Genomic DNA, 25,728 nt, shown 5'->3' with positions numbered 1-25,728 from the left:
CCCGGCCGTCCCAGGACGGCATTCCACCCTCCTGCATGACCCCACGTCACGAGGGGTGGAATGGTTCCACCGTTCCACGGCCGCCCGCGGCGCTTGCCCGGCCGCCGCCCCGTCCGGAAGCTGGTGATCGTTCAGCACGCCGTCACCACGGGGGAACTGCTTTCATGAAGACATTCCGCACCGCTGCCCTGACCACCGCGGCCGTCACCCTGACGATCGTTCCGGTCACGACCGCCACCGCGGCAACGCCCGCGCCCAGGTTCCTCTCGGCATCCCAGCTGCCGGCCGCACCCACTCCATGGACGGCTGACCCGGTCCGCAAGGGCCTGCCCACCGAGGGCTCGGTCTGCACCGCAAAGATCACGCCCAAAGCGGGAAGCTCGTACCGCAACTTCCGCACCGACCTGGACACGAGCGCCCGCCAGACGACCACGGTCGCCCCGACCGCCGCTGCGGCCAAGGCCCTCGCGGCCAAGCTCAGTGCCTCGGTCGCGGGATGCCTCGACCGGCTCAAGGAGCAGTACCCGACCCTCGAGGGCGAAACCCTGTACCACGGCAGGATCGCCGTGGAGGAGGGCGCGCACATCTACAGCATCGACACCTCCGACACCGAGATCGGCTCGACCGACATCGCGCTGTACGCGATCGGCCGCGACGGCCGGACGGTGACCGTCGTCGAGTGGGGTCAGCTGGGAGACCTCGACGGCGCACCCGTCACGGGCTTCAAGAACACGGCACGCACAGCCGTGGCCAAGCTCTACTGACCACGGCACAACGGCAATTCACCACCAGCGGTTCACCCACAGCACTTCCGCAGCAGCGTTTCCACAGCGGCCTTCACAGAACTGAGAGAGCCGACAGAGCCAACAGAACTGTCCGTCGGCACCACTCGGCGGACATATCGGGGGAGCCGCGTGCTCCGGGTCCGGACTCCCGGCCCGGAGCACGCGGCGCGTGGGCGCGCACCCCGCGTACGTCAGCCGAGGCGGGCCAGCGCCGCCTCCGCCGCCGCCGCAAGCCGCGGATGCGACCGCGCGGAGCTCAGTACCTGCCCCGCCCGCTCGTCGCCCAGCGCGCCCAGGCCCTCGACACAGGCCAGCGCGACCCGCCAGTGCGGATCGCCGGGGGCGGCCAGTCGCCGGCCGAGCACGGCGATCAGGGCCGGTACGGATTCAGGTGCCCGCAGCCGGGTCAGCAGGCGCACGGGCGTCAGGGCGTACGCGACGCGCAGCTCGTTGGTGGCGAGGGCCGCCGCGGCGCGCGGCGTGCGGGGATCGGCGAGCCGGGCCAGAGCGTGAGCGGCCGAGACACAGCGGTCGGGATCGCGGTGATTGAGCAGCAGGACCAGGGATTCGAAGGCCCGCCGGTCCCCCGCGCAGCCGAGCCGGAACGCGGCGATCTCACGGGCCCACAAGGGGCGTTGCGCTTCGGTGAGGACCGCGGCGAGTTCCTCATGGTCCTCGGTGACGAGCAGACGCTCGTACGTCGCCCCGCCGCCCGCCTCGTTCCGCAGCCGGTGTGCCAGTGACCGTAACTCCTCGTCCACGGTCGTCAGGGTATCGGCGATTCGCCTCTGTTTCGTCGGCGATCCAGATCACACAGGCTCGGACGGCCCCAGGTCTGGCGCGCTCGTTACCCGCGAGTTAATCTCAAGTGAGCGGGGAACCCCCGCACACCCGCGGTGGCCTGGTGACGCAGCCACCGCCGGGGGCACCTCCCATACCGCAAGGCATGGGGGAATGTCGGTTCGGCAGCTCAGTTCGTACGACGCGACTCGGGACAGAGTCCGTCGGCCCAGCACCACGACACGCGATTGCCGCGCGCCGTGCGCTTTCCCTCAGCAGCACGCCCTTCGGACGGTCGGCCTTCCCGGCGTCCCGTCCCTGTGACAGCCGCTTCGCGCACCGGCCCGCCCGCGCTCCTCATCAGTCGTCACTCATCCCTGGAGTCCCGTGATGGACACCCCTCTCTCCACCATTGCCGTCATCGGCCTCGGCACCATGGGCACCGGCATCGCCGAGGTCCTCGCCCGCGCCGGACGTGAAGTCATCGGCATCGACATCAGCGACGCCGCCGCCCACCAGGCCGTCGTCGCGCTCGAGGCCTCCACCGCCCGTGCCGTGGAGCGCGAGCGGATCACCGAGGAGGAGCGCCGCACCGTCCTCGCCCGCTTCCGCACCTTCTCCGATCTGCAGGCAGCGGCCGAAGCCGACCTCGTGATCGAGGTCGTTCCCGAGTCGTACGAGGTCAAGCAGCAGGTCGTCCGTGAGCTGGACGCCGTCGTCCGCCCCGACGCGATCATCGCCACCGGCACCAACGCCCTGTCGGTGACCCGGCTGGCCGCCGAGTCGGCGCACCCGGAGCGCGTGCTCGGCCTGCACTTCTTCAACCCGGCCCCGGCGATGAAGCTGGTCGAGGTCGTCTCCTCGGTGCTGACCGCGCCGCCGGCCGTCGAGGCCGTCACCGCGCTCGCCCGTGAGCTCGGCAAGGAGCCGGTCAGGGTCGGCGACCGTCCCGGTTTCATCGCGGACGGGCTTCTCTTCGGCTATCTGAACCAGGCCGCCGCGATGTACGAGGCGAACTACGCCTCCCGCGAGGACATCGACGCCGCCATGAAGCTCGGCTGCGGTCTGCCGATGGGCCCGCTCGCCCTGCTGGACCTGATCGGTATCGACACCGCTCGCACGGTCCTGGAGGCCATGTACACCGAGTCCCAGGACCGGCTGCACGCCCCGGCCCCGATCCTGAAGCAGCTCAGCGAGGCGGGTCTGACCGGCCGCAAGGCGGGCCGCGGCTTCTACACGTACGCCGCCCCCGGCACCTCCGTGCTCGAGGCGGACGCCCTGACCCCGCAGCCGTCGGCCGAGGCCGGTGCCGGCCGGGAGGTCGGCTCGGTCGGCGTGGCCGGCTCGGGCACCATGGCCAGCGGTATCGCCGAGGTCTTCGCCAAGGGCGGTTACGACGTCGTGCTGGCGGCCCGCAGCCTGGAGAAGGCGGAGGTGGCCAAGGCCCGGATCGCCAAGTCCCTTGCCCGCTCGGTCGACAAGGGCCGGATGACGGCCGAGGTCCGCGACGAGACGCTGGCCCGGATCACGCCGGCCGGCTCGCTGGACGCGTTCGCCGAGGTCGATCTGGCCGTGGAGGCCGTGGCCGAGGACCTGGAGATCAAGCAGCAGCTGTTCGCCACCCTCGACAAGGTCTGCAAGCAGGGTGCGGTGCTCGCCACCACGACCTCCTCACTGCCGGTCGTCGCCTGCGCCCGCGCCACCTCGCGCCCGCAGGACGTCATCGGTATGCACTTCTTCAACCCCGCGCCTGCGATGAAGCTGGTCGAGATCGTCCGTACGGTCCTGACCTCGGACGATGTCCACGCCACGGTTCGCGCGGTCACCAAGAAGATCAAGAAGCACCCGGTGGACTGCGGCGACCGCGCCGGGTTCATCGTGAACGCGCTGCTCTTCCCGTACCTGAACAACGCGATCAAGATGGTCGAGGAGCACTACGCCTCCCTCGACGACATCGACGCCGCGATGAAGCTGGGCGGCGGCTACCCGATGGGGCCGTTCGAGCTCCTCGACGTGGTCGGTCTCGATGTGTCGCTCGCGATCGAGAAGGTCCTGCACAGCGAGTTCCGTGACCCGGGTCTGGCCCCGGCCCCGCTGCTGGAGCACTTGGTGGCCGCGGGGTGCCTCGGCCGCAAGACGGGGCGCGGCTTCCGCGAATATGCCCGGCGTTGATGCCGAAGGGGGCTGGGGAGGGCTGCTGAATCCGGGCGGGCCTCCCCCGTCCTCCGGCACGGGGATCGAGCCCCCGCAGGCGCGCTCGGCTGCGCGAATGCAGTACGTTCAGGTCATGCCCCAGCCCGCTGATCCCACCCGACGGCCCACCCGCCAAGGCGCCTCGTCCGACGCTCCGGAGAGCGCCGCAGGCTCCCGCGCCGCAGCCCAGCGTCTGAAGATGCGGCGCGAACTGGCAGCGGCGGCGATGGAGTTGTTCGCGACCAAGGGGTACGAGGCAACGACCGTCGACGAGATCGCCGCCACGGCGGGGGTGGCGCGGCGGACCTTCTTCCGGCACTTCCGTTCCAAGGAAGAGGCGATCTTCCCCGACCACGACGACACCCTGGTACGGGCCGAGGCGGTGCTGAACGCCGCACCCGCCCACGAGCACCCGCTGGACACCGTGTGCCGGGGCATCAAGGAGGTCATGCGGATGTACGCGGCCTCCCCGGCGGTCTCGGTCGAGCGCTACCGGCTGACCCGCGAGGTGCCCACGCTGCGGGAGCGGGAGATCGCGTCGGTGGCCCGCTACGAGCGGCTGTTCACGCGCTATCTGCTGGGCCATTTCGATGAGCGCGACCATCACGCCGGCAATGACGACCCGCTACTGGCGGAGGTCGCGGCCTCCGCGGTCGTCACGGCGCACAACCATGTGCTGCGCCGCTGGCTGCGGGCGGGCGGCCAGGGGGACGTGGAGGCGCAGCTGGACCACGCCTTCGCGATCGTCCGCGACACGTTCGGTTCGGGGATCGGGGCAGGCCGGTCCAAGGGCGCGCTCCCGGCGGCCGCAGCGGCGCCCGGGGAGAGCGTGGAGGCCGCGGTGCAGCGGCACGGCGAGGTGGTGGTGGCGGTGGCCCGCACGGACGCACCGCTGAGCGAGGTCATGCGCACGATCGAGAGGGCGCTCACCGAGGGGTGACCCCGGAGGAAGAGTGAGGCCCGGGCCCGGTCCCGGGCCGATGTAACCCGCGCGACATTCCTCGAATTCGAATGTTACGCGGAGACATCGAACGAACACGCACAGCAATGGCCGACCCGTACCGGGGCGGCCATTTGCCGCTATTTCGGGGGCCGTTCGATCGATCATCGCTCATCTGTGTCCAGCAGATTGCATCCGAGAGAAATCTTTGGCACGCAGTGTCTTGCGAGCTGGCACGGGGTGCCATACGTTGATGTTGTCCGGGCGGCCGGCGTGCAGAGACCTTTCGTACGCCGGCTGTCCCCGCAACCCACTCGCGGCTGCGCGCCCGGGCGCCTGCGTCACAGGCTTTTTCACCGCGCCTACCAGCGCTGCCAACTGCACCACCCGCCGAACCGACGGCACACCTCCACAGCAGCACCCCGACGTACCCCTCAGCGTTCGCCACAAAGCGCTTCTCCCCCGGCCCCGTCCGGGGGGACCCCCCTGGAGGCAACACCGTGAAGGAAATCCTGGACGCGATTCAGTCGCCGGACACCACGTCCGCCGACTTCGCAGCTCTGCCGCTCCCCGAGTCGTACCGCGCGATCACCGTGCACAAGGACGAGACGGAGATGTTCGCCGGCCTCGAGACCCGGGAGAAGGACCCCCGCAAGTCGATCCACCTGGACGACGTGCCGCTGCCCGAGCTCGGCCCCGGTGAGGCCCTGGTGGCCGTCATGGCCAGCTCGGTCAACTACAACTCCGTGTGGACCTCGATCTTCGAGCCGCTGTCGACCTTCGGCTTCCTCGAGCGCTACGGAAAGCTCTCCGAGCTCACCAAGCGCCACGACCTGCCGTACCACATCATCGGCTCCGACCTCGCGGGCGTCGTGCTGCGCACCGGCCCGGGCGTCAACGCCTGGAAGCCCGGTGACGAGGTCGTCGCGCACTGCCTCTCGGTCGAGCTGGAGTCCTCGGACGGCCACAACGACACGATGCTCGACCCCGAGCAGCGCATCTGGGGCTTCGAGACCAACTTCGGCGGCCTGGCGGAGATCGCGCTGGTCAAGTCCAACCAGCTGATGCCGAAGCCGGACCACCTCAGCTGGGAGGAGGCGGCGGCCCCCGGACTGGTGAACTCCACCGCGTACCGCCAGCTGGTCTCCCGCAACGGCGCCGGCATGAAGCAGGGCGACAACGTCCTGATCTGGGGCGCGAGCGGCGGACTCGGCTCCTACGCCACCCAGTTCGCGCTGGCCGGCGGCGCCAACCCGATCTGTGTCGTCTCCAGCGACCAGAAGGCGGACATCTGCCGCGCGATGGGCGCCGAGGCGATCATCGACCGCAACGCCGAGGGCTACAAGTTCTGGAAGGACGAGCACACCCAGGACCCGAAGGAGTGGAAGCGCTTCGGCAAGCGCATCCGCGAGCTCACCGGCGGCGAGGACGTGGACATCGTCTTCGAGCACCCGGGTCGCGAGACCTTCGGCGCCTCCGTGTACGTGACCCGCAAGGGCGGCACGATCGTCACCTGTGCCTCGACCTCGGGCTACAACCACGAGTACGACAACCGCTACCTGTGGATGTCGCTGAAGCGCATCATCGGCTCGCACTTCGCGAACTACCGCGAGGCGTGGGAGGCCAACCGCCTGATCGCCAAGGGCAAGATCCACCCCACTCTCTCCAAGGTGTACTCCCTGGAGGAGACCGGCCAGGCCGCCTACGACGTGCACCGCAACCTGCACCAGGGCAAGGTCGGCGTGCTCGCGCTCGCTCCCCGCGAGGGCCTCGGCGTGCGCAACGAAGAGCTGCGCGCCAAGCACATCGACGCCATCAACCGCTTCCGGAACATCTGAGTCAGAGGCCTGTTAGATGACAGAGCGTCAGAAGGACCGGCCGTGGCTCATGCGGACGTACGCCGGCCACTCCACGGCCGAGGCGTCCAACGAGCTGTACCGGCGCAATCTCGCCAAGGGCCAGACCGGCCTGTCGGTCGCGTTCGACCTGCCGACGCAGACCGGCTACGACCCCGACCACATCCTCGCCCGCGGCGAGGTGGGCCGGGTCGGGGTCCCGGTCTCGCACCTCGGTGACATGCGCAGGCTGTTCCAGGAGATTCCCCTGGAGCAGATGAACACCTCGATGACCATCAACGCCACCGCCATGTGGCTGCTGGCGCTGTACCAGGTGGTCGCCGAGGAACAGGGCGCGGACATCACCAAGCTCCAGGGGACGACGCAGAACGACATCGTCAAGGAGTACCTGTCGCGCGGGACGCATGTCTTCCCGCCCGGTCCTTCGCTGCGCCTGACCACCGACATGATCACGTACACGGTGGCCAACATCCCCAAGTGGAACCCGATCAACATCTGCAGCTACCACCTGCAGGAGGCGGGGGCCACGCCGGTCCAGGAGATCGCTTACGCGATGTCCACCGCGATAGCCGTGCTGGACGCGGTCCGCGACTCCGGCCAGGTGCCCGCCGAGAAGTTCGGCGACGTCGTCGCCCGCATCTCCTTCTTCGTGAACGCGGGCGTCCGCTTCATCGAGGAGATGTGCAAGATGCGCGCCTTCGGCCGCATCTGGGACAAGGTCACGCGTGAGCGGTACGGCATCGAGAACGACAAGCAGCGCCGATTCCGCTACGGCGTGCAGGTCAACTCCCTCGGTCTGACCGAGGCTCAGCCGGAGAACAACGTCCAGCGCATCGTCCTCGAGATGCTCGCCGTGACGCTGTCGAAGGACGCCCGTGCGCGTGCCGTGCAGCTTCCCGCCTGGAACGAGGCGCTGGGTCTGCCCCGGCCCTGGGACCAGCAGTGGTCGCTGCGCATCCAGCAGGTGCTCGCGCACGAGTCGGATCTGCTGGAGTACGAGGACATCTTCGCCGGCTCGCATGTCATCGAGGCCAAGGTGGAGGCCCTGGTCACCGAGTGCCTGGCGGAGATCGACCGGATCCAGGAGATGGGCGGCGCCATGGCGGCCGTCGAGTCCGGTTACCTCAAGTCGCAGCTGGTGTCCTCGCACGCCGAGCGGCGGGCCCGGATCGAGGCGGGCGACGAGAAGATCATCGGCGTCAACATCTTCGAGACCACCGAGCCCAACCCGCTCACCGCGGACCTCGACACGGCGATCATGACGGTCGACCCGGCGAACGAGGCCCGCGTGGTCGCCAAGCTGCACGAGTGGCGCGACAACCGTGACGAGGCCCGTGCGACGGAGGCGCTCGCCGCGCTGAAGAAGGCCGCCGCCGGGACCGAGAACATGATGGAAGCCACCGTCGAGTGCGCCCGCGCGGGTGTCACCACCGGCGAGTGGTCCTGGGCGCTGCGCGATGTGTTCGGCGAGTTCCGCGCCCCGACGGGCGTCTCGTCCGCGCCGGTGGCCGTGACGGCCGAGGCGGGCACCCCGCTCGCCCTGGTCCGTGAGAAGGTGACCCGCACCGCCGAGGAGCTCGGCTCGGGCCGGCTGCGGCTGCTGGTCGGCAAGCCCGGTCTCGACGGGCACTCCAACGGCGCGGAGCAGATCGCCGTACGGGCCCGTGACGCCGGCTTCGAGGTGGTCTACCAGGGCATCCGGCTCACTCCGGAGCAGATCGTCAGCGCCGCGCTCGCGGAGGACGTGCACTGTGTGGGCCTGTCGATCCTGTCCGGCTCGCACGCCGAGCTGGTCCCGGACGTGCTGACCCGCCTGCGCGAGGCGGGGGCCCATGACATCCCGGTGATCGCGGGAGGGATCATTCCCAACAGCGACGCCGAGGACCTGAAGCGTGCGGGAGTCGCCGCCGTTTTCACCCCGAAGGACTTCGGTATCACGGAGATCATCGGCCGTATCGTCGACGAGATCCGGAAAGCGAACAAGCTCGACCCTCTGGAGGTCCCCGCATGACCACGCCGATCCACCCGGTGAACCGTCTCCGTCCGCGCCGTTCCTGCCTGGCCGTACCGGGCTCGAACCCGCGCTTCCTGGAGAAGGCCCAGGGTCTGCCGGCCGACCAGGTCTTCCTGGACCTGGAGGACGCCTGCGCGCCGCTCGCCAAGCCGGATGCCCGGCACACCATCGTGAAGTTCCTGAACGAGGGCGACTGGACCGGTAAGACGCGTGTCGTGCGGGTCAACGACTGGACGACGCACTGGACGTACCGTGACGTCGTCACGGTCGTGGAGGGCGCGGGCCAGAACCTCGACTGCATCATGCTGCCGAAGGTCCAGGACGCCCAGCAGATCGTCGCGCTCGACCTGCTGCTCACCCAGATCGAGAAGACCATGGGCTTCGAGGTCGGCAAGATCGGCATCGAGGCGCAGATCGAGAACGCGCAGGGCCTGAACAACGTCAACGCGATCGCGCAGGCCTCCCCGCGCGTCGAGACGATCATCTTCGGCCCTGCGGACTTCATGGCCTCCATCAACATGAAGTCCCTGGTCGTCGGCGAGCAGCCGCCCGGCTACCCGGCCGACGCCTACCACTACATCCTGATGAAGATCCTCATGGCCGCCCGCGCCAACAACCTGCAGGCGATCGACGGCCCCTACCTGCAGATCAAGAACGTCGACGGCTACAAGGCGGTCGCGCAGCGCGCCGCGGCCCTCGGCTTCGACGGCAAGTGGGTGCTGCACCCCGGCCAGGTCGACGCGGCCAACGAGATCTTCTCGCCCTCCCAGGAGGACTACGACCACGCCGAGCTCATCCTCGACGCGTACGACTACTTCACCTCCGAGGCGGGCGGCAAGAAGGGCTCCGCGATGCTCGGCGACGAGATGATCGACGAGGCCAGCCGCAAGATGGCCCTGGTCATCTCCGGCAAGGGCCGCGCCGCCGGCATGCAGCGCACCAGCAAGTTCGAGATCCCGGAGGCCTGAGCATGCAGTTCGGACGCACCTACGAGGAGTTCGAGGTCGGGGCCGTCTACAAGCACTGGCCCGGGAAGACGGTCACGGAGTACGACGACCACCTCTTCTGTCTGCTCACCATGAACCACCACCCCCTCCACATGGACGTCAACTATGCGGAGAACACGACGGACTTCGGCAAGAACGTCGTCGTAGGGAACTACATCTACTCGCTCCTGCTCGGCATGTCCGTGCCGGACGTCTCCGGCAAGGCGATCGCCAACCTGGAGATCGAGTCGCTGCGGCACGTGGCGCCGACCTTCCACGGCGACACGATCTACGGCGAGACCACGGTCCTCGACAAGACCCCTTCGAAGTCGAAGAACGACCGCGGGATCGTCTATGTCGAGACCAAGGGCTACAAGCAGGACGGCACCCTCGTCTGCGTCTTCCGGCGCAAGGTGATGGTCCCGACCGAGACGTACATCAAGGAGCGCGGCGGCGAGCAGCCCGGCCGCCCGGAGCTGAAGCAGCAGGAGAAGTAGCCATGGCGCGACTCGCCCAGACCCACGGTCTGACCGATGTCCAGCAGGAGATCCTGGCCACCGTGCGGGACTTTGTCGACAAGGAGATCATCCCTGTCGCCACCCAGCTGGAGCACAAGGACGAGTACCCGACGCAGATCGTCGAGGGCCTCAAGGAGCTCGGCCTGTTCGGGCTGATGATCCCGGAGGAGTACGGCGGCCTGGGCGAGTCGCTCCTGACGTACGCACTGTGCGTCGAGGAGATCGCCCGTGGCTGGATGTCCGTGTCGGGCATCATCAACACGCACTTCATCGTGGCGTACATGCTCAAGCAGCACGGCACGCAGGAACAGAAGGACACCTTCCTGCCGCGCATGGCGCTGGGCGAGGTGCGCGGCGCGTTCTCGATGTCCGAGCCGGCTCTCGGCTCCGACGTTTCGGCCATCACGTCCAAGGGCGTCAAGGACGGCGACGAGTACGTCCTCAACGGCCAGAAGATGTGGCTCACGAACGGTGGAACGTCCAATCTGGTCGCCGTTCTGTGCCGGAGTGACGAAGGACACCCCGAGGGCACCGCGCCCCACAAGTCGATGACGACCTTCCTCGTGGAGAAGGAGCCCGGCTTCGGAGAGGTCCGTCCCGGCCTCACCATTCCCGGGAAGATCGACAAGATGGGTTACAAGGGCGTCGACACGACCGAACTCATCATGGACGGACTGCGCATTCCGGCCAATCGGGTACTCGGCGGCACCACCGGCCGAGGGTTTTACCAAATGATGGACGGCGTCGAGGTCGGCCGGGTGAATGTCGCGGCACGTGGCTGCGGAGTCGCGCAGCGTGCGTTCGAACTGGGCGTCTCCTATGCCCAGCAGCGTCACACTTTCGGCAAGGCGATCGCCCAGCACCAGGCGATTCAGTTCAAGCTGGCCGAGATGGCTACCAAGGTCGAGGCCGCCCATGCCATGATGGTGAACGCGGCACGCAAAAAGGACTCCGGGGAGCGAAACGACCTGGAGGCAGGGATGGCGAAGTACCTCGCCTCCGAATACTGCAAGGAAGTCGTCGAGGACGCCTTCCGGATCCACGGCGGCTACGGCTTCTCCAAGGAGTACGAGATCGAGCGCCTCTACCGTGAGGCTCCGATGCTGCTGATCGGCGAAGGTACCGCCGAGATCCAGAAAATGATCATTGGTCGTCGGCTGCTCGAGGAGTACCGGTTCCAGGGTTGATTGTCGCTTTCGAGTCGGTTCGGCCGCGAAGAAGATCACACCCTGTCATCATCTTCCGGCCGCCGACTCGGCTGCCGGCTTTCCCAGTTACGGGTTGTACCCGATAACATCGCCGGAAAGCCGCCGTCCCCCATGCCAGCGCGGCATCATCCGCTACGAAGGTCATCCATGCCCCACAGCCAAACCTCTGCACCTCGCGGCCGCGTCCGCCTCGCGCGCGGAGCATCGCCGTGGCTTCTGCCGACCGTCGCGACCGCGGCGCTGAGCCTGGTGCGTGCGCGCCGGTCGAAGCGTGCCGCGGCCATCGCCGTGCCCACCACCGCGCTTGCGGCGGGCATGCTGTGGTTCTTCCGCGACCCCGAGCGCGAGATCGCACAGGGGCGGGTCATTTCGCCCGCCGACGGCGTGGTGCAGAGCATCATGCCGTGGAAGGACGGACGCACCCGCGTCGCGATCTTCATGAGCCCGCTGAATGTCCACGTCAACCGCGCGCCGCTGGCCGGCACGGTGACGTCGGTCGAGCACATCCCGGGCGGGTTCGTCCCCGCGTTCAACAAGGAGAGCGAGAACAACGAGCGCGTTGTCTGGCACTTCGACACCGAACTCGGCGACATCGAGATGGTGCAGATCGCCGGCGCGGTCGCGCGCCGCATCGTGCCCTACATCCCGCAGGGCACCAAGGTCGAGCAGGGCGATCGCATCGGTCTGATCCGCTTCGGATCGCGCGTTGACATCTACCTTCCGGAAGGTGTCGATGTCGCGGTCGAGGTGGGTCAGACCACGACTGCGGGGGTGACTCGCATTGACCGTGATTGATCCCGACACACAGACGAACTGGGTCGGCGAGACCGAGGAAGACGACGACGCGGAGGAGATGCCCCTCTCTCTGCGCCTCTCGATAGCGGACACGCTCACGCTCGGCAACGCGACGTGCGGATTCATGGCGGTGTACTTCACCACCACCGGAATCCTCATCCCGGACCTGCAGGGCAGCCAGGAGACCGGCATGGCGCGGCACAGCGCCGCGACCGCCGTGATCCTCATGCTGCTCGCGGCGATCTTCGACCTCTGCGACGGACTCGTGGCGCGCAAGCTGCGCAGCTCGCCGATGGGCGCGGAGCTGGACAACCTCTCCGACCTGATCAGCTTCGGCCTCGCGCCGGCGTACTTCGTGCTCGTCTACGGAATGGTCAGCGACATCGCCCACCAGAAGGTCTCGGCTGTGGCCGCGATCGTGGTGCTGCTGGCGGTGGTGCTAAGACTCGCGAGATTCTCGTGCGTGACCATGAAGGACGGCATGTTCCAGGGCATGCCGAGCCCCTTCGGCGCGCTCACGGTGGTCTCCATCGTGCTGCTGGAGCTGCCGTTCGTACCGACGCTTCTGGCGATCATCGGCACGGCATGGCTGATGGTGAGCCGGGTGGAGTACCCGAAGCCGCGGGGCGTCCTCGCGGTGGCGATGCTCGGCTGGATCGTCTCGGCGATGGGGATGCTGGCGGCGTGGGCGTTCGACGCGCCGGGCGGTCACGTGCTGCTCCAGACGGGCTGCGCGCTGCAGATCGTGATGGCGGCGACGATTCCGCTGTTCGCGACGGCGCGGCGGGTGAACACGTTCCGCGACAATCGCCGCGAGAGCCGCGAGGCGCGGGCGGCGCAGGTGCCGTAGGCGCCAAGGACGGACATGGCTGAGGGCCCGGATGCATCCGCATCCGGGCCCTCAGCCATGTCGCGTGTGCGCGGCCGGCAGTGGAGAATCCCCCAGCAGCAGCCCGCCCCGCCCTTGTGGTCGCGAACCGGCGGTACGCTGCCCGATCTCCTTGTGCGGTCCGGGAGCGTGCGCATCCCAGGGCGTGGGGCCCGCCGGCCGCCGTCGCGGTCCTCGTCCTGCTGTTCGCCTCGTTCTTCCTGGTGTATGCGCTGGTCCTGCTGTTCTGACGGCGGCGGCCGGGCCGCGCCGGGGGACTCAAAGGCGGACTCGGCTTGGGCCACGACGTACAGGCTTTGTGGGGTGGCCGCGCAGGGCGGCTGATCAGGGACGCGGGCGCTGTCCCCTGGTGAGGTGCACGCACTCGGTGACGACGTCGCGGAGACTGCCGGCCCGTTCCAGGATCGCGCGTTGCAGGGACGCTCCGTTGCCCGTCCTCAGCAGTCCGGCCAGTGCTTCCTGGGCGGGACGTGTGTCGCCGTGGTCGTCGAGTGCGCCGCGCACGTGGTCGAACAGGGCACGCACCACGGTTTCCGCGGGCGCAGGACGCATCGTCCGGGGGTGGAGTAGCCGGTTTTCGAGGCCGTAGCGGGCAGCCTGCCATGCGGCGAGTCTCAGCAGGAGCTCGCCGTGGCGCGCCGGGGGCGCTCCCGCCCGCCACTGGCGCGCAGCGGTCTCGACCAGGCCGCGGATGAGGACAGCGAGGAGCACCGTCGTGTCCGGGTTCAGACAGACGTCCGCGACCCGGACTTCGACCGTCGGGTAGCGGTGGGAGAGCCGGGCGTCGAAGTAGATCATTCCTTCGTCCCGGAGGACTCCGGTGCCGATCATGTCCCGCACTTGCTGGTGGTAGTGGTCGGCGGAGCCGAAGATCTGCGCCGGTCCGGCGGAGGGCCAGCGGCCCCAGACCTGGCTGCGGTAGCTGCTGTAGTGGCTGTCCTGGCCTTGCCAGAACGGAGAGTTGGCGCTCAGGGCGATAAGGACGGACAGCCAGGGGCGGATCCGGTCCAGGACGGCGACGCCCTCTTCGTCGGAGTCCACGGAGACGTGGACATGGCATCCGCAGGTGAGCTGTTCCTGCGCGGTCAGCCCGAAGCGTTCGGCCATCCAGTGGTAACGCCTGCCTCCGGCCACGGACGGACTGACCGGGAGAGGAGACGTGGCGAGGGCCGCGACGGCGACCCCCCTGTCCTCGGCGTGCTGCGCTGCCTCGGCCCGGCACCGTCGGATCTCGGCCGCGAGTTCCTCCATCCGGGTCTGTGGCCGGGTGGCGAACTCCAGTTGCTGACGATGCAGCTCCGATTCGAAGACCTGCTCCTCACCCGCCGCGGCGTCCCTCGATGCCACGGCCAGCACAGCCGCCGACACCGCCCGGGGTTCACCCGTGTCCGCGTCCACCAGGAGGAGTTCCTCCTCCACTCCCACGCTGCGCACGGCTCGCGCCTCCTCGCCTGTGTTCCCGCTCAGGCCTCGGGCCAGGCGCGCGAACCGGCCGCGCTCCTCACCTCCGCGATCGGCGGGATGCTGGATCGTCATGCGTCCCGGGTACCCCTCCGGCCATCCAGAACCCCCGCGCCGACCCACAGATCCGCAACGAGGCCCCGGTAGACCGGCTCGCGGTCCTTGGCGCGCAGCACGGCCGACGGATGGATCGTGGCGACGAGTCCCGCGTCCCGCCGCCGGAGTCGCCGTCGGGCGGCGGCCGGTGCCGACGCCGATCACGCAGGGCAGCCCGGTCCGTGCGGGATGCTGTCGATGAGGTCACGCGCGCCCTGCCGCAGGAGAGCAACGGCGACAGAGGTGCCGAGGGTGGCGGGGTCGAGGCGTCCGGCCCATTCGTGGGCGTTGAGGACGGTTTTGCCGTCGGGGGTGAACACGCAAGCGCGCAGGGACAGTTCGCCGCTGCGTTCGGCCTTGGCGTAGCCGGCGATGGGGCTGTTGCAGTGACCTTGGAGGACATGGAGGAACATGCGCTCCGCGGTCGCCTCGCGGTGCGTGTCCGGGTGTCCGAGATCGCTGACGGTCTCGATGAGCGCGGTGTCGTCCTCGCGGCACTGCAGGGCCAGGATCCCGGCGCCGATCGGCGGCATCATCTGCTCGGGTGACAGGACCTCGGTGATCACGTCCATGCGGCCGATCCGCTCCAGCCCAGAGGCTGCCAGCAGCAAGGCGTCGGCCTCGCCGGAGGCGAGTTTGTCCAGGCGGCGGTTGGCGTTGCCACGGAACGGCACACACCGCAGATGCGGGTGGGAGGCCGCGAGCTGCGCGATGCGGCGGACCGAGGAGGTGCCGATCCGGGCGCCGGGCGGCAACTGGTCCAGGCTGAGGCCGCCGGGGTGGATGAGGGCGTCGCGAATGTCGTCGCGCTTGAGAAAGGCGGCGAAAGTGGTACCGGCCGGGAGCGGGCGGTCGGCGGGGACGTCCTTGACGCAGTGGACGGCGAGGTCCGCTTCTCCGGCGACGAGGGCGGCGTCAACCTCCTTGGTGAAGGCACCCTTGCCCTCGACCTGAGCAAGGTCGCCCATCCACTTGTCGCCGGTCGTCTTCACCGGGACCACCGTGGTGGCGATCTGGGGGTGGAGCGCGGCCAGTTCGGCGCGGACGCGCTCCACCTGGGCCAGGGCCATCGGGGAGTCGCGGGAGACGATACGGATCAGCTCAGGGGCGGACATGCCGCCCACGATAGACCCTCGGACTCGAGACCCGATGAACAGACCCGAGGCCCATCTCGGCAGTGTGACAAGCAGGTTGGGGTGTTCGGGCAGGCGTGCGAGGAAGGCGTCGGCCCGGGGCCGGTGGTCGTCTGCCTGACCGCGACCGCCTGCACCGCCGGGTCGGCTTCGACAGTGGTCAGGCAGGCGGTGGGAGCCATACCGCGGAGCAGCCAGGACGTGCCGGTGCGCTCCTGGCAGGACATCGCGACGCCGAACGCGGCTGCGTCGGTGAGTACGGCGGGGAACGTCCCGGGAGCGCCCGGCGTCATGCAGAAGGACCGGGCCCCGGAGGGCCCGGTCCTTCGGATGGGTGGAGGTCAGCCGGCCGGGGTGAAGGACTCGGCCGCCTTGGACGCGGTCGCGGGGCGGACCACCTTCAGTCCGCCGGGGACCTTGCTGTCCGGCTTCATGATCAGGCTCTGCCGGGTGGACGGCGCGGCCGGGTCCGAGAAGTCGTGCGTGATGCCGAAGCCGCTGTCGTACGCCTTGAGAGTCAGCAGCGCCTTGTCGATGCCCGCCCGGGTCAGGTCCTTGTTCGCACAGGCCTTCTTCAGCACCTCACCGTAGATCTTCGCCGCGGTGTATCCCGCGACCACGCCGTTGTCGAGACCGTCCTTCGGGTAGGCCGCCTTGTACTCCTTGGCAAGAGTGGCCGGGCCCGCCTCGGGAGCGCCGATGGGGAGCGTGGAGGCGGCAACGTAGAAGTCCTTCTTCAGCGCCGGACCGGCCGGGGTGGCAAGCAGCTGAGGCGCGAACGCGGAGCTGTTGCCTATGACGGGGACCTTGAAGCCGCCGGCCGCTGCGACGCCGACCAGGGAGGCCGCCTGGCGCGGCCCCGCGCTGAGGACAATGGCCTTGACGCCGGCCTTCTTCAAGGCCGCGACCTGCGCGGACATGTCGTTGTCGGTCGGCTTGATCTTCTGCTCGACGACCTTCAGTCCGGCCTGCTCGGCCGCGTACTTGGAGCCGGCCAGGGCGTTCTCCCCGTAGTCTCCCTCGAAGAAGACATGGCCGATCTTGTCGCCCTTGGAGATGCGCTTCTCGGCGAGCAGGAACTCGACGGCATTGATGGTCTCGATGTCGTACGTGGCCCCCACGACGCGGATGTACGGGCTGCCGAGCAGAGTGGCGGACCAGGCCTGCGGCACCACCAGTGCCTTGTCCTGACCGTCGATACGCTGCTTCATGGCCGCGACGAACGGCGAGCCGATGAACTGGCTGAAGCCGAGCACCTTCGGCGCGAGTTCGGTGTATCCGGCGACGGCCTTCTGCGGATCGTAGCCATGGTCGCGGACGGTCAGTTCGATCTTCCGGTCGCAGATGCCGCCCGCAGCGTTGGTCTGCTTCGCCCACAGCTGCTGGGCCTGGGTGACGCTCTTGCCGAGCGAGGCGTAGACGCCGGTCATGTCGGTGAGGACGCCGAGGCTGATCGTCTTGTCGGTGACGCCCACGCCGGTCTTCACTCCGCCGGCGCCCTTGTGGCCTTCGTCGCCGCCGGTTGCCTTCCCGCTGCATCCTGCGACGGTGAGCGCCAGCACGGCCAGGGCCGCGGCACAGGTTCTTGATTTCATGATTTCTCCCGAGGGGAAGGAGTGGGGCGGGTGAGCCCGCCGGGCAGGAACAGCACGACCGCGACAACCGCCGCGCCGTACAGATAGCGGGACGCCTCGGCCGGTGCGACGCCGCCCGTGCCAGGGGCGGAGACCAGCGGAAGAGCGTCGCTGTAGTAGGTCAGGATCTGGGGCAGCAGGGAGACGAAGACCGCGCCGACGACCGCGCCGACGACCGTGCCGAGGCCGCCGATGACGATCATGGCGAGGAATTCGAGGGACAGGAGCATGCCGAAGTACTCGGGGACCGTGCGCTGGAAGACCAGGGCGAGCAGGACGCCCGCGAGACCCGCGTACATCGAGGACAGGACGAACACCGCGGCGCGGTAGCGGGCGACGGGCACGCCCATCACTCCGGCAGCGATGCGGTGGTCGCGCAGGGCGTTCATCGCCCGGCCCGGCCGGCCGCGCAGCACGCCCCGGGCGAAGAGACCGCCGGCGAGGAGCGCGAGCAGCGCCACGTACCAGAGCTTCTCCATCGACTGGAACGGCACAGCCGCGACGACCACGGCGCTGTCGTCGAAGTCGAAGCCGAACAGGGACAGCGGCGGAACGGAGCGGCCGTTGAAACCGCCCGTCAGATCACGGGCGTTGAACAGCACATGCTGGCCGATGAAGATCAGCGCCAGGGTGGCGATGCCGAGGTACGCGCCGCGCAACCGTCCCGCGATGGGACTGAACAGACCGCCCGCGGCACCGGCGAGCAGCACGGCGAGTACGGCGGCGAGCCAGGTGGGCAGTCCCAGGCCGACGAGCTGGTGCCCGTTCTCGAAATCGTCCGCGCCCGCCAGGATGCAGTAGCTGTACGCGCCCACGGCGAGGAAGAAGGCGTGCCCCATGGACAGCTGCCCGGTGGCTCCGGTGAGGAGATTGATGCCGATGGCTCCGATCGCGGCTGCCATGGCGAACAGGCCGGCCTGGAGCCAGAAGCGGTCGAGATAGAAGGGGAGGCCGAGCAGCAGGAGAGCGAGGGCCGGCCAGACGTAGCTGCGGGGGCGCCGCAGGTCGAGGCGGCGGACCGGACGGTCGGGCGCGGGGTCGGAACGCAGGGGACGGAGGCGGGCGCGCAGGCCGCCCGGGCTCAGGGTGTCAGACACGGACGAGCTCCTTCGTGCCGAAGAGTCCGGCGGGCCGTGCGAGCAGCACGGCGAGCATCACCAGGTACGGCGCGAGATCGCCGATTCCCCCGCCCAGGAAGGACAGTTCGCTCTGGTAGCCGGTCGCGAACGACTCGGTGACGCCGACGATCAGTCCTCCGGCGAGGGCGCCGGTGGTGGAATCCAGACCGCCGAGGATCGCGGCAGGGAAGGCCTTGAGCGCGGCGAGCGAGGTGGCGCGTTCGAGGCCGGGTGTCGGGAAGATGGTGAGGAACAGCGCCGCGACGGCCGCGAGCGAGCCCGCGACGGCCCAGGCGGCGAGCGACACCCGCCCCAGACGTACCCCCATCAGCGCGGCGGTCTCGGGATTCTCCGCGGCTGCACGCATCGCCACGCCCCACGAGGTGTACCGGAAGGCGAGCAGGAAGGCCGTGATGAGCAGGGCCGCGGCGACAAAGGCGGCGATTCGGGTCTGGGCGATGGTGAGGGCACCGATGCTCACGACGCGGTCGCCCCACGGGTCGCCGAGCGCGAGCACGTCGGTGCCGATACGGCGGGTGAGTTCGGTGGTCAGCAGGATGTCGACGCCGATGGTGACGATGGCCAGGACGCTGTGGTCCGAGCCTCGATAGCGGCGCATGACGAGGTACTCGACGGCCGAGCCGACCACCGCGGCCCCTGCGATTCCGACGGCCAGCGCCGGCCAGAAGCCCAGATCGTCGTGGAGGACGGCGGTGACATAGCCCCCGGCGAGGAGAAGGGACGCGTGGGCGAAGTTGACGACCTCGGTGGCCTTGAAGATGACCACGAAGCCGAGTGCGATCAGGGCATAGACGGAACCGATGGAGAGTCCGCCGAGAAGGAGTTCGGTGAACGTCGTCATGACGTGCCCTCCGTTCCGAGGTACGCCTGGACGACGGCCGGGTCGCTCTGCACCTGGGCCGGTGTGCCGTGCGCGATGCGGCGTCCGAAGTCGAGTACGGTCACGGCGTCTGCGAGCCGCATCACCACCCCCATGTCATGTTCGACCAGCACGATGGATATGCCGAGGCTGTCGCGCACGCCCGCGATGACGGCGGCGCTCTGCTGCCGCTCGTCGGCGGTCATGCCCGCGACAGGCTCGTCGAGCAGAAGGATCCGCGGCTCCATGCACAGGGCGCGGGCCAGCTCGACGAGTTTCTGCTTGCCGTACGGAAGGGATCCGGCGGGCCGCTTCAGGTCGTCCGCGAGCCCGACGAACTCGGCGATCTCGCCGATGCGTTCACGGTGCAGCCGTGCCTCGCGGGCCGCTGATGGCAGCCGCAGTCCGGTGGCCAGAAACCCTGCGCGGGTGAGTCGGTGCCGGCCGAGCAGGAGGCTGTCGGCAACGGATGCGCGGGGCGGGAGCGCGATGTTCTGGAACGTGCGGGCGACACCGAGGCCGGCGATGCGGTGCGGGGCCAGCCCGGTGATGTCCTGCTCCCCCACCCGCACGCTGCCCGATGTCGCGCGATACACGCCGGAGAGCACGTTGAAGCAGGTGGACTTGCCGGCGCCGTTGGGCCCGATGACGGCGTGCACGCTGCCGGGCTCGACGGTGAAGGAGACTCCGTCGAGGGCGGTGAGCCCGGCGAATCGGACGGTGACCGAGTCCACGACGAGTGCGGGGGCGGCTTCGGCACCGGCTGCGGTTCCGGCCGACAGGGCGGTGGTCCGGTGGGCCGTCACGGCCCTGGCCATGGCCGAGGGGCTGACGGGGTCACCCGACTCCGCACCGTCCGCCACAGCCGGCAGACCGGCGGCGGCACCCGATTCCTGGTCTGCGCCCTGTGCCGGGACAGTCCGGTCATCCGTGGCCTGCGTCGGCGCGCCGTCCCGGTCCTCCCCCGCATCACGGGACTCGGCAGGGGCGGTGCCGCCGGTCGTCTCCCCGACGGGAGTCCGGTCGTGCTCGGTCACGCGGACCACCTCCGCAGGACGGGCGCGGCCGCCTCGGCACGGACGGCGTCCTGCGCGGCGGTCTCGTCCACCACACCCAGATAGCGTCTGCGGACCTCGTCGGACGCGGCCAGCTCGTCCGCAGGACCCTCGAGGGCGACTTCGCCGACGTCCAGGACGTACGCGGTCGATGCGAGCCGCAGTGCGATCGCCGCGTTCTGCTCGACCAGGAGCACCGATGTCCCGGCGGCGTTGATCTCCTGGACGGTCTCCGCGATACGGGCCGCCATCAGGGGCGCGAGTCCGAGGGAGGGCTCGTCCAGCAGGAGCAGACGGGGCCGGGCCATCAGGGCGCGCCCCATGGCCAGCATCTGCTGCTCGCCCCCGGACAGCAGCCCCGCCTTCTGCCCGGCCCGGTCGGCCAGTACGGGAAACAGCTCGTGCACACGCCGGAGTGCCGCGACGGTCTCCCGCCGGCCCCCGCGCACCCCGAGCGCTCCGGCCCGCAGGTTGTCGGCCACGGTCATCCGCGCGAACACCTGCCTGCCCTCCGGGATCTGCACGATTCCCTCGGCGACGACCCGGGAGGGACTCATCCCGTCGAGCGGGCGCCCCTCGAACCGGATGCTGCCGGCGGTGGCGTGCCCGCGCTGGAAGGTAAGGGTGCGGGAGATGGCGCGCAGCAGGGTCGACTTGCCCGCCCCGTTGCCGCCGAGCACGGCGACGATCGCACCGTCCGGTACGTCGACACAGACGTCCCGCAACGCCCTCACCGGACCGTACCCCACGGTCAGCGCGCGCACTTCGAGCGCGGCGGCCATACGAACCCCCTTCTCCGGCCCGCCGCCTCGGCGTGCCTTGTGGGGGCCAAGATGAGCACCACGCAAAGGCACCGGTCCAGGCTCCGGAGCGAAGACGCTGTGTCTGACCAGCGACGGAGGCGAAGTCGTTGTGCACGGGCACAAGGGGGCCGCGATCACGTGGCACCCACGGACCGGAAGCCGGTCAGGAACCTGCGCGCAGCGGCAGTGCCCCGCTCCTCGCCGGGGCACGGTCTGCCTGGGCAGGGCGGGGTCTGGGAGTGCGACCTGCCGAGCCCGCCCTGCGTGCCACGCACCAGCTCATGGAGCCCACCGCCGCCGGAGCGTCACCGCTGCCCGGCTCGCTCCTTCCGGCTGCCGGACCGGGACGAGGACATCGTCCACGTCCCGCACGGCCGGCGACGAAGGGAGGCCGGGACGTCCGCCGGCCCGCCGGACGTCAGGTCAGGAAGTCCCGGGCAATCGACTCCGCCGCGCGCTCCAGCAGCGGGCCCGCCTGTGACATGCACTTCGCGGGGTCCGGTTCGAGTGCGGTGAGGGCGTAGGCGCGGCGGATGCCCGCGCGGCCCAGGGCCTCCGGGGGGAGCGCCAGACGGCCGCAGACCGCGACGACCTCCTTGCCGGCCGCGCGGGCCGCCGCCGCCACGCCCGCCGGAGCCTTTCCGTGGAGGGTCTGCTCGTCCAGCGAACCCTCACCGGTGATCACCAGCGTCGCCCGCTCCAGCGCCGGTGCGAAGCCCAGTACGTCAAGCATGACCTCGATCCCGGGGCGGAACGACGCGCCGAGGGCGACGAGCGCCCCGTAGCCGATGCCGCCGGCCGCGCCCGCGCCCGGTGAGGCCGCCTGGTCGGGGCCGAGGACGGCCGCATAGTGCGCGAGTGCCGCGTCCAGGGTCGCGACGTCCTCGGGCGTCGCGCCCTTCTGGGGGCCGTACACCGCGGGCGCGCCTTTGGGCCCCGTCAGAGGGTTGTCGACGTCGCTGGCGAGGACCAGCCGGACGTCCTTGACCCTCGGGTCGAGCCCGGAGAGGTCCGCCGCCGCGAGGCCGGCGAGCGCGGCGCCGCCGGGTCCGACCGGCTGACCCTGCGCGTCCAGGAAGCGTGCCCCGAGCGCGGCCAGCATCCCGGCTCCGCCGTCGGTCGTGGCGCTGCCGCCGACGCCGAAGACGATCGTCCGGGCGCCTGCGTCGAGCGCCGCGCGCAGCAGCTCCCCGGAGCCGTAGGTCGTCGCGGTGAGCGGTGCGAAGACGCCTGCGGGCAGGTGCTGGAGTCCGGACGCCTCCGCCATCTCCACGACTGCGGTGCCGTCCCGGAAGGCGTATGCCGCGGTCACGGGCTCGCCGAGCGGGCCGGTCACCCGTACCTCACGCCGTTCGAACCCGGCGGCCACCGCTGCGGCGACCGTGCCGTCGCCGCCGTCGGCGACGGGCAGGGTCTCGACCTCCAGCTCGGGCAGCACCCGCCGCAGGCCGGCCGTCACTCGTTCGGCGACCTGTACGGCCGTGAGCGAGCCCTTGAACTTGTCAGCCGCGACGAGCACCCGCGCAGACTGAGAAACTGCTCCGTCCGTCACCTTGCTATCCCTTGCTTTCGAACAGGCAGTCGCGCCGTCCCGACCCTATCTGCCCCCTCACAGGGCCTGCCACCCCACCATCGGCCAACAATCGCCGGCACGGCTGGGGTGGACCTCCATATGCCCTACGCTGCGTGCCGTGACTTCGTCCGACTACGCCGCGTACATCGCCTCCCTCCCCCGCGTCCTCGCCGGTGCCGCCGCCGTGTTCCGCGATGCCGAGGGGCGTGTGCTGCTCGTCGAGCCCAACTACCGCAAGGGCTGGGCGCTGCCCGGTGGCACGATCGAGTCGGACCGGGGCGAGACTCCGCGGCAGGCGGCCCGCCGCGAGACCCTCGAGGAGATCGGTCTCGACGTCGAGCTGGGTGCCCTGCTGGCGGTCGACTGGGTGCCGGGCGAGGCCCGGCCGCCCATCGCCGCGTACATCTATGACGGCGGCGTGCTGACTCAGGCTCAGTTCGATGCGATCACGCTGCAGGAGGACGAGCTGCTGTCGTGGCGGCTGGTGGCGCGCGAGGACATGTCCGCCTATCTGCTCGGCTCTCTCTGCAGCCGGGTCCTGGCGGCCCTCGACGCTCTCGCCGACGGGTCGGGAGCGGTCGAGCTGGAGAACGGCCTCCCGCCCGCCTGAGCCACCGCGGAACCCAGGCTTCGCCTTGCCGACGCCTCGCCGATCCCCGGCTTTCGCCTGGCCGTTCCCTGCCTCAACTATGCAGGTCAGCAGTCTGTTTGACCAGTTTTGCCGGTAACTGATTCAGCCTACACGGACGTTCATGTCGCGTTGACCGACCAGCCCTGACGCGTGCACGACCGCTGGGCACCATCCGGAGTCCCAGGACACCGGAGGGACCATGCTCATGCACCTTCGCGGCTGGCTGACGACCGTCGTCTCGCTGGCCGTTGTGACGATCGCCGGCACCGCTCCCGCGGCAGCCCCCAGCGAGAGAACCGCGCGAGCGCAACTGCCCGTCACCGTCAGCGGCGGAGCCTGGAAGTCCGGCCATCTGCAAGGAATGGCTCTGGACCGGCGCAAGGGCTTTGTCTACTACTCGTTCACCAACATGCTCGTCAAGACCGATCTGCGGGGAAAGCCGGTCGGCTCGGTCCGCGGTATCACCGGTCATCTGGGCGACCTGGACTTCAACTCCGAGGACGGCCGGGTCTACGGCTCGCTCGAGTACAGCGACAACACGTCCTTCTACATCGCGATCTTCAAGGGTGACCGCATCACGCGGATGAACATGGACGCGCAGACCAGCGGTGTCCTGACCACCGTCCATCTGAACGAGGTGGAGAAGGACTTCACGGCCGACATGAACGGCGACGGCGTCTTCGACGGCCCGGTCGCGAAGACCCCCGACCACCGCTACGGGAACTCCGGCATCGACGGCGTCTCGTTCGGTCCGGTCTTCGGCAATAGGTTCGGCACGCAGAGGCTGACCGTGGCGTACGGCGTGTACGCCAACACCGCCCGCAAGGACAACGACCACCAGGTCCTGCTCCAGTACGACGTGCGCAACTGGAAGCAGTACGAGCGTCCGCTGAAGGAGTCCCGCCCGCACCGCAGCGGTCCCGCCTCGCACGGGGGCAAGTTCTTCGTGTACACGGGCAACACGACCTACGGCGTCCAGAACCTGGAGTACGACGCGTACAGCGGCCGGTGGCTGATGGCGGTGTACAAGGGCACCAAGCCGCAGTTCCCCAACTACGCGCTGTTCGCCGTCGACGGCGCCAAGCGGGCGACGTGGGGCCCGATCCGGGGCCAGCAGCGGCCCGAGGCCGGCCGGCTGCTGGCGCTGATGCCCAAGGGGCTGCACCACACGCCTACGGGCGTCCGCGGGTGGCAGTCGCCTGGCCAGTACGGGCTGGTGTCGCTGGACGACGGCCGCTACTACATCGGCCAGTCGGCCAAGGTCACGGACAGCGGCGTCGTCAAGGAGTCGGGCAGAGCCGTGCTGCACCGCTGGACCGGCCGTACGCCGAACCCGTTCGTCAAGGAGTCCGCGGCGGCAGCGGCTCGCTAGTCGCCCCGGTGTGCGGCCCCCGCGTCCCGGAACGCGGGGGCCGCACCCGTGGGCCGCCGTAGTGCTGCACCACTGGACCGGCCCGGCGCCGGACCGCGGCGACGCGCCCGTTCACGAGGGCCGCCGCCCGAGACGGTCACCGCGGGTGACCACGGGCGGGCAGCGCGGCACAGGGCGCCGGAATCCGGTCGCCTTCCCCCCGCACGCCTGCGTACGCTCGCGGCATGACTCTCGTCGCCATCCTCAGCGGCGCCGGTATCTCCACCGACTCCGGCATCCCCGACTACCGCGGGCCGAACGGCCTGTGGCGGCGCGACCCGGAGGCCGAGAAGCTGGTCACGTACGACTACTACATGGCCGACCCGGAGATCCGCCGCCGCTCCTGGCGTATGCGGCGCGACAGCGCGACCTGGCGTGCCGAGCCCAATGCCGCGCACCACGCGGTCGCCGAGCTCGACCGGCAGTCCGGCGTCGCGGTCCGGGTGATCACCCAGAACGTCGACGGTCTGCACCAGCTGGCCGGCATGCCGAGCCGCAAGGTGATCGAACTGCACGGCACCGCACGAACGGTGACGTGCACGCGCTGCCATGTCCGCTCCCCGATGGCCGAGGCCCTGGCCCGGGTGGAGGCGGGCGAGGAGGATCCGCCGTGTGCCCAGTGCGGCGGAATCCTGAAGTCGGCGACGGTGATGTTCGGTGAGCGCCTCGACCCGGAGGTACTGGGCCAGGCGATGGCGATCGCCAAGGCCTGCGAGGTGTTCCTCGCCGTCGGTACCACGCTTCAAGTGCAGCCCGCGGCCTCGCTTGCCGGTATCGCCGCCGAGCACGGCGCACGGCTGATCGTGGTGAACGCCGAGCCGACGCCGTACGACGAGCTGGCCGAGGAGGTCGTGCGCGAACCGATCGGCACGGCGCTGCCCTCGCTGCTGAAGCGCCTCACCGGCGCCACCCGCTAGCGCCCCCACGGGGCTGCCGGTCATGGCCGGGCGAGGCCTCTCCCCAGCCTCC

Annotated in this window: 23 protein-coding genes and 1 pseudogene; 14 read left to right on the top strand and 10 right to left on the bottom strand. The window is 69.8% G+C overall.

The annotated features are described in order from the left end of the window. The first annotated feature begins 164 nt into the window (after positions 1 to 164). Positions 165 to 764, top strand: coding sequence for a hypothetical protein (locus ABZ208_RS03140; protein WP_328394396.1), 600 nt, complete (start codon positions 165 to 167; stop codon positions 762 to 764). 212 nt (positions 765 to 976) lie between these two features. Here the strand turns inward: ABZ208_RS03140 and ABZ208_RS03135 are convergent, their stop codons facing one another. Continuing rightward, on the bottom strand, positions 977 to 1,546 hold the full coding sequence (locus tag ABZ208_RS03135; protein ID WP_356907828.1) for an adenylosuccinate lyase: 570 nt from the start codon (positions 1,544 to 1,546) through the stop codon (positions 977 to 979). A gap of 409 nt (positions 1,547 to 1,955) precedes the next feature. Here ABZ208_RS03135 and ABZ208_RS03130 point away from each other — a divergent pair, with 409 nt between their 5' ends. From ABZ208_RS03130 to ABZ208_RS03085, 10 genes are all read left to right on the top strand, one after another. Beyond that, positions 1,956 to 3,737: a 3-hydroxyacyl-CoA dehydrogenase family protein gene (locus ABZ208_RS03130; protein WP_356907827.1), complete on the top strand. Its 1,782-nt coding sequence runs from the start codon at positions 1,956 to 1,958 to the stop codon at positions 3,735 to 3,737. A 97-nt stretch (positions 3,738 to 3,834) separates the two neighbouring features. Beyond that, positions 3,835 to 4,698, top strand: coding sequence for a TetR family transcriptional regulator (locus ABZ208_RS03125; protein ID WP_328394402.1), 864 nt, complete (start codon positions 3,835 to 3,837; stop codon positions 4,696 to 4,698). Positions 4,699 to 5,198: 500 nt separating this feature from the next. After that, the gene (ccrA, locus tag ABZ208_RS03120) at positions 5,199 to 6,536 is read left to right on the top strand and encodes a crotonyl-CoA carboxylase/reductase (protein ID WP_328394404.1); all 1,338 of its coding nucleotides are present in this window, start codon (positions 5,199 to 5,201) and stop codon (positions 6,534 to 6,536) included. 16 nt (positions 6,537 to 6,552) lie between these two features. Beyond that, the gene (locus ABZ208_RS03115) at positions 6,553 to 8,565 is read left to right on the top strand and encodes a protein meaA (RefSeq protein ID WP_356907826.1); all 2,013 of its coding nucleotides are present in this window, start codon (positions 6,553 to 6,555) and stop codon (positions 8,563 to 8,565) included. Continuing rightward, positions 8,562 to 9,536 (top strand): CoA ester lyase, encoded by a 975-nt coding sequence (locus ABZ208_RS03110; protein ID WP_356907825.1) that lies wholly within the window; start codon positions 8,562 to 8,564, stop codon positions 9,534 to 9,536. The genes ABZ208_RS03115 and ABZ208_RS03110 overlap by 4 nt, the downstream gene beginning before the upstream one ends. Before the next feature lie 2 nt (positions 9,537 to 9,538). Further along, entirely contained in the window at positions 9,539 to 10,051 is a 513-nt protein-coding gene (locus tag ABZ208_RS03105; RefSeq protein WP_099932427.1) for a MaoC family dehydratase, read from the top strand. Positions 10,052 to 10,053: 2 nt separating this feature from the next. Next, positions 10,054 to 11,259 (top strand): acyl-CoA dehydrogenase family protein, encoded by a 1,206-nt coding sequence (locus ABZ208_RS03100; RefSeq protein WP_356907824.1) that lies wholly within the window; start codon positions 10,054 to 10,056, stop codon positions 11,257 to 11,259. Positions 11,260 to 11,427: 168 nt separating this feature from the next. Next, positions 11,428 to 12,075, top strand: a complete 648-nt coding sequence (locus ABZ208_RS03095) for a phosphatidylserine decarboxylase (protein WP_328394415.1) — start codon at positions 11,428 to 11,430, stop codon at positions 12,073 to 12,075. Beyond that, positions 12,062 to 12,925, top strand: coding sequence for a CDP-diacylglycerol--serine O-phosphatidyltransferase (gene pssA, locus ABZ208_RS03090; protein WP_356907823.1), 864 nt, complete (start codon positions 12,062 to 12,064; stop codon positions 12,923 to 12,925). The genes ABZ208_RS03095 and pssA overlap by 14 nt, the downstream gene beginning before the upstream one ends. Before the next feature lie 80 nt (positions 12,926 to 13,005). Then, positions 13,006 to 13,194 carry a hypothetical protein gene (locus ABZ208_RS03085; RefSeq protein ID WP_356907822.1) on the top strand — a complete coding sequence of 63 codons (189 nt, stop codon included), beginning with the start codon at positions 13,006 to 13,008 and terminating at the stop codon, positions 13,192 to 13,194. Between the two features lie 94 nt (positions 13,195 to 13,288). Here the strand turns inward: ABZ208_RS03085 and ABZ208_RS03080 are convergent, their stop codons facing one another. From ABZ208_RS03080 to ABZ208_RS03040, 9 genes and pseudogenes are all read right to left on the bottom strand, one after another. Continuing rightward, on the bottom strand, positions 13,289 to 14,398 hold the full coding sequence (locus tag ABZ208_RS03080; protein WP_356907955.1) for a glutamate--cysteine ligase: 1,110 nt from the start codon (positions 14,396 to 14,398) through the stop codon (positions 13,289 to 13,291). Between the two features lie 98 nt (positions 14,399 to 14,496). Beyond that, positions 14,497 to 14,628: pseudogene (locus ABZ208_RS03075) on the bottom strand (uracil-DNA glycosylase); the annotation flags it as partial. A 54-nt stretch (positions 14,629 to 14,682) separates the two neighbouring features. After that, entirely contained in the window at positions 14,683 to 15,636 is a 954-nt protein-coding gene (gene hemC, locus ABZ208_RS03070) for a hydroxymethylbilane synthase (RefSeq protein WP_356907821.1), read from the bottom strand. A 359-nt stretch (positions 15,637 to 15,995) separates the two neighbouring features. Next, positions 15,996 to 17,249, bottom strand: coding sequence for an ABC transporter substrate-binding protein (locus tag ABZ208_RS03065; protein WP_356907820.1), 1,254 nt, complete (start codon positions 17,247 to 17,249; stop codon positions 15,996 to 15,998). Next, on the bottom strand, positions 17,246 to 18,292 hold the full coding sequence (locus tag ABZ208_RS03060) for a branched-chain amino acid ABC transporter permease (protein WP_356907954.1): 1,047 nt from the start codon (positions 18,290 to 18,292) through the stop codon (positions 17,246 to 17,248). The genes ABZ208_RS03065 and ABZ208_RS03060 overlap by 4 nt, the downstream gene beginning before the upstream one ends. Positions 18,293 to 18,377: 85 nt before the next feature. Further along, the gene (locus ABZ208_RS03055) at positions 18,378 to 19,268 is read right to left on the bottom strand and encodes a branched-chain amino acid ABC transporter permease (protein ID WP_356907819.1); all 891 of its coding nucleotides are present in this window, start codon (positions 19,266 to 19,268) and stop codon (positions 18,378 to 18,380) included. Then, positions 19,265 to 20,104 (bottom strand): ABC transporter ATP-binding protein, encoded by an 840-nt coding sequence (locus tag ABZ208_RS03050; protein ID WP_356907953.1) that lies wholly within the window; start codon positions 20,102 to 20,104, stop codon positions 19,265 to 19,267. The genes ABZ208_RS03055 and ABZ208_RS03050 overlap by 4 nt, the downstream gene beginning before the upstream one ends. A 215-nt stretch (positions 20,105 to 20,319) precedes the next feature. Beyond that, positions 20,320 to 21,123, bottom strand: a complete 804-nt coding sequence (locus ABZ208_RS03045; protein ID WP_356907818.1) for an ABC transporter ATP-binding protein — start codon at positions 21,121 to 21,123, stop codon at positions 20,320 to 20,322. Positions 21,124 to 21,562: 439 nt separating this feature from the next. After that, positions 21,563 to 22,696 (bottom strand): glycerate kinase, encoded by a 1,134-nt coding sequence (locus ABZ208_RS03040; RefSeq protein ID WP_356907817.1) that lies wholly within the window; start codon positions 22,694 to 22,696, stop codon positions 21,563 to 21,565. A 139-nt stretch (positions 22,697 to 22,835) separates the two neighbouring features. Here ABZ208_RS03040 and ABZ208_RS03035 point away from each other — a divergent pair, with 139 nt between their 5' ends. From ABZ208_RS03035 to ABZ208_RS03025, 3 genes are all read left to right on the top strand, one after another. Further along, positions 22,836 to 23,327 (top strand): NUDIX hydrolase, encoded by a 492-nt coding sequence (locus ABZ208_RS03035; protein WP_356907816.1) that lies wholly within the window; start codon positions 22,836 to 22,838, stop codon positions 23,325 to 23,327. A 220-nt stretch (positions 23,328 to 23,547) separates the two neighbouring features. Beyond that, positions 23,548 to 24,720, top strand: coding sequence for a hypothetical protein (locus ABZ208_RS03030; RefSeq protein ID WP_356907815.1), 1,173 nt, complete (start codon positions 23,548 to 23,550; stop codon positions 24,718 to 24,720). A 224-nt stretch (positions 24,721 to 24,944) separates the two neighbouring features. Then, complete coding sequence (locus ABZ208_RS03025; RefSeq protein ID WP_356907814.1) at positions 24,945 to 25,676, top strand: Sir2 family NAD-dependent protein deacetylase; 732 nt, start codon at positions 24,945 to 24,947, stop codon at positions 25,674 to 25,676. Positions 25,677 to 25,728: the final 52 nt, after the last annotated feature.

Source organism: Streptomyces sp. NPDC006208 (assembly GCF_040613775.1).
GTDB lineage: Bacteria > Actinomycetota > Actinomycetes > Streptomycetales > Streptomycetaceae > Streptomyces.
This window is presented reverse-complemented; position numbering and strand designations above follow the sequence as displayed.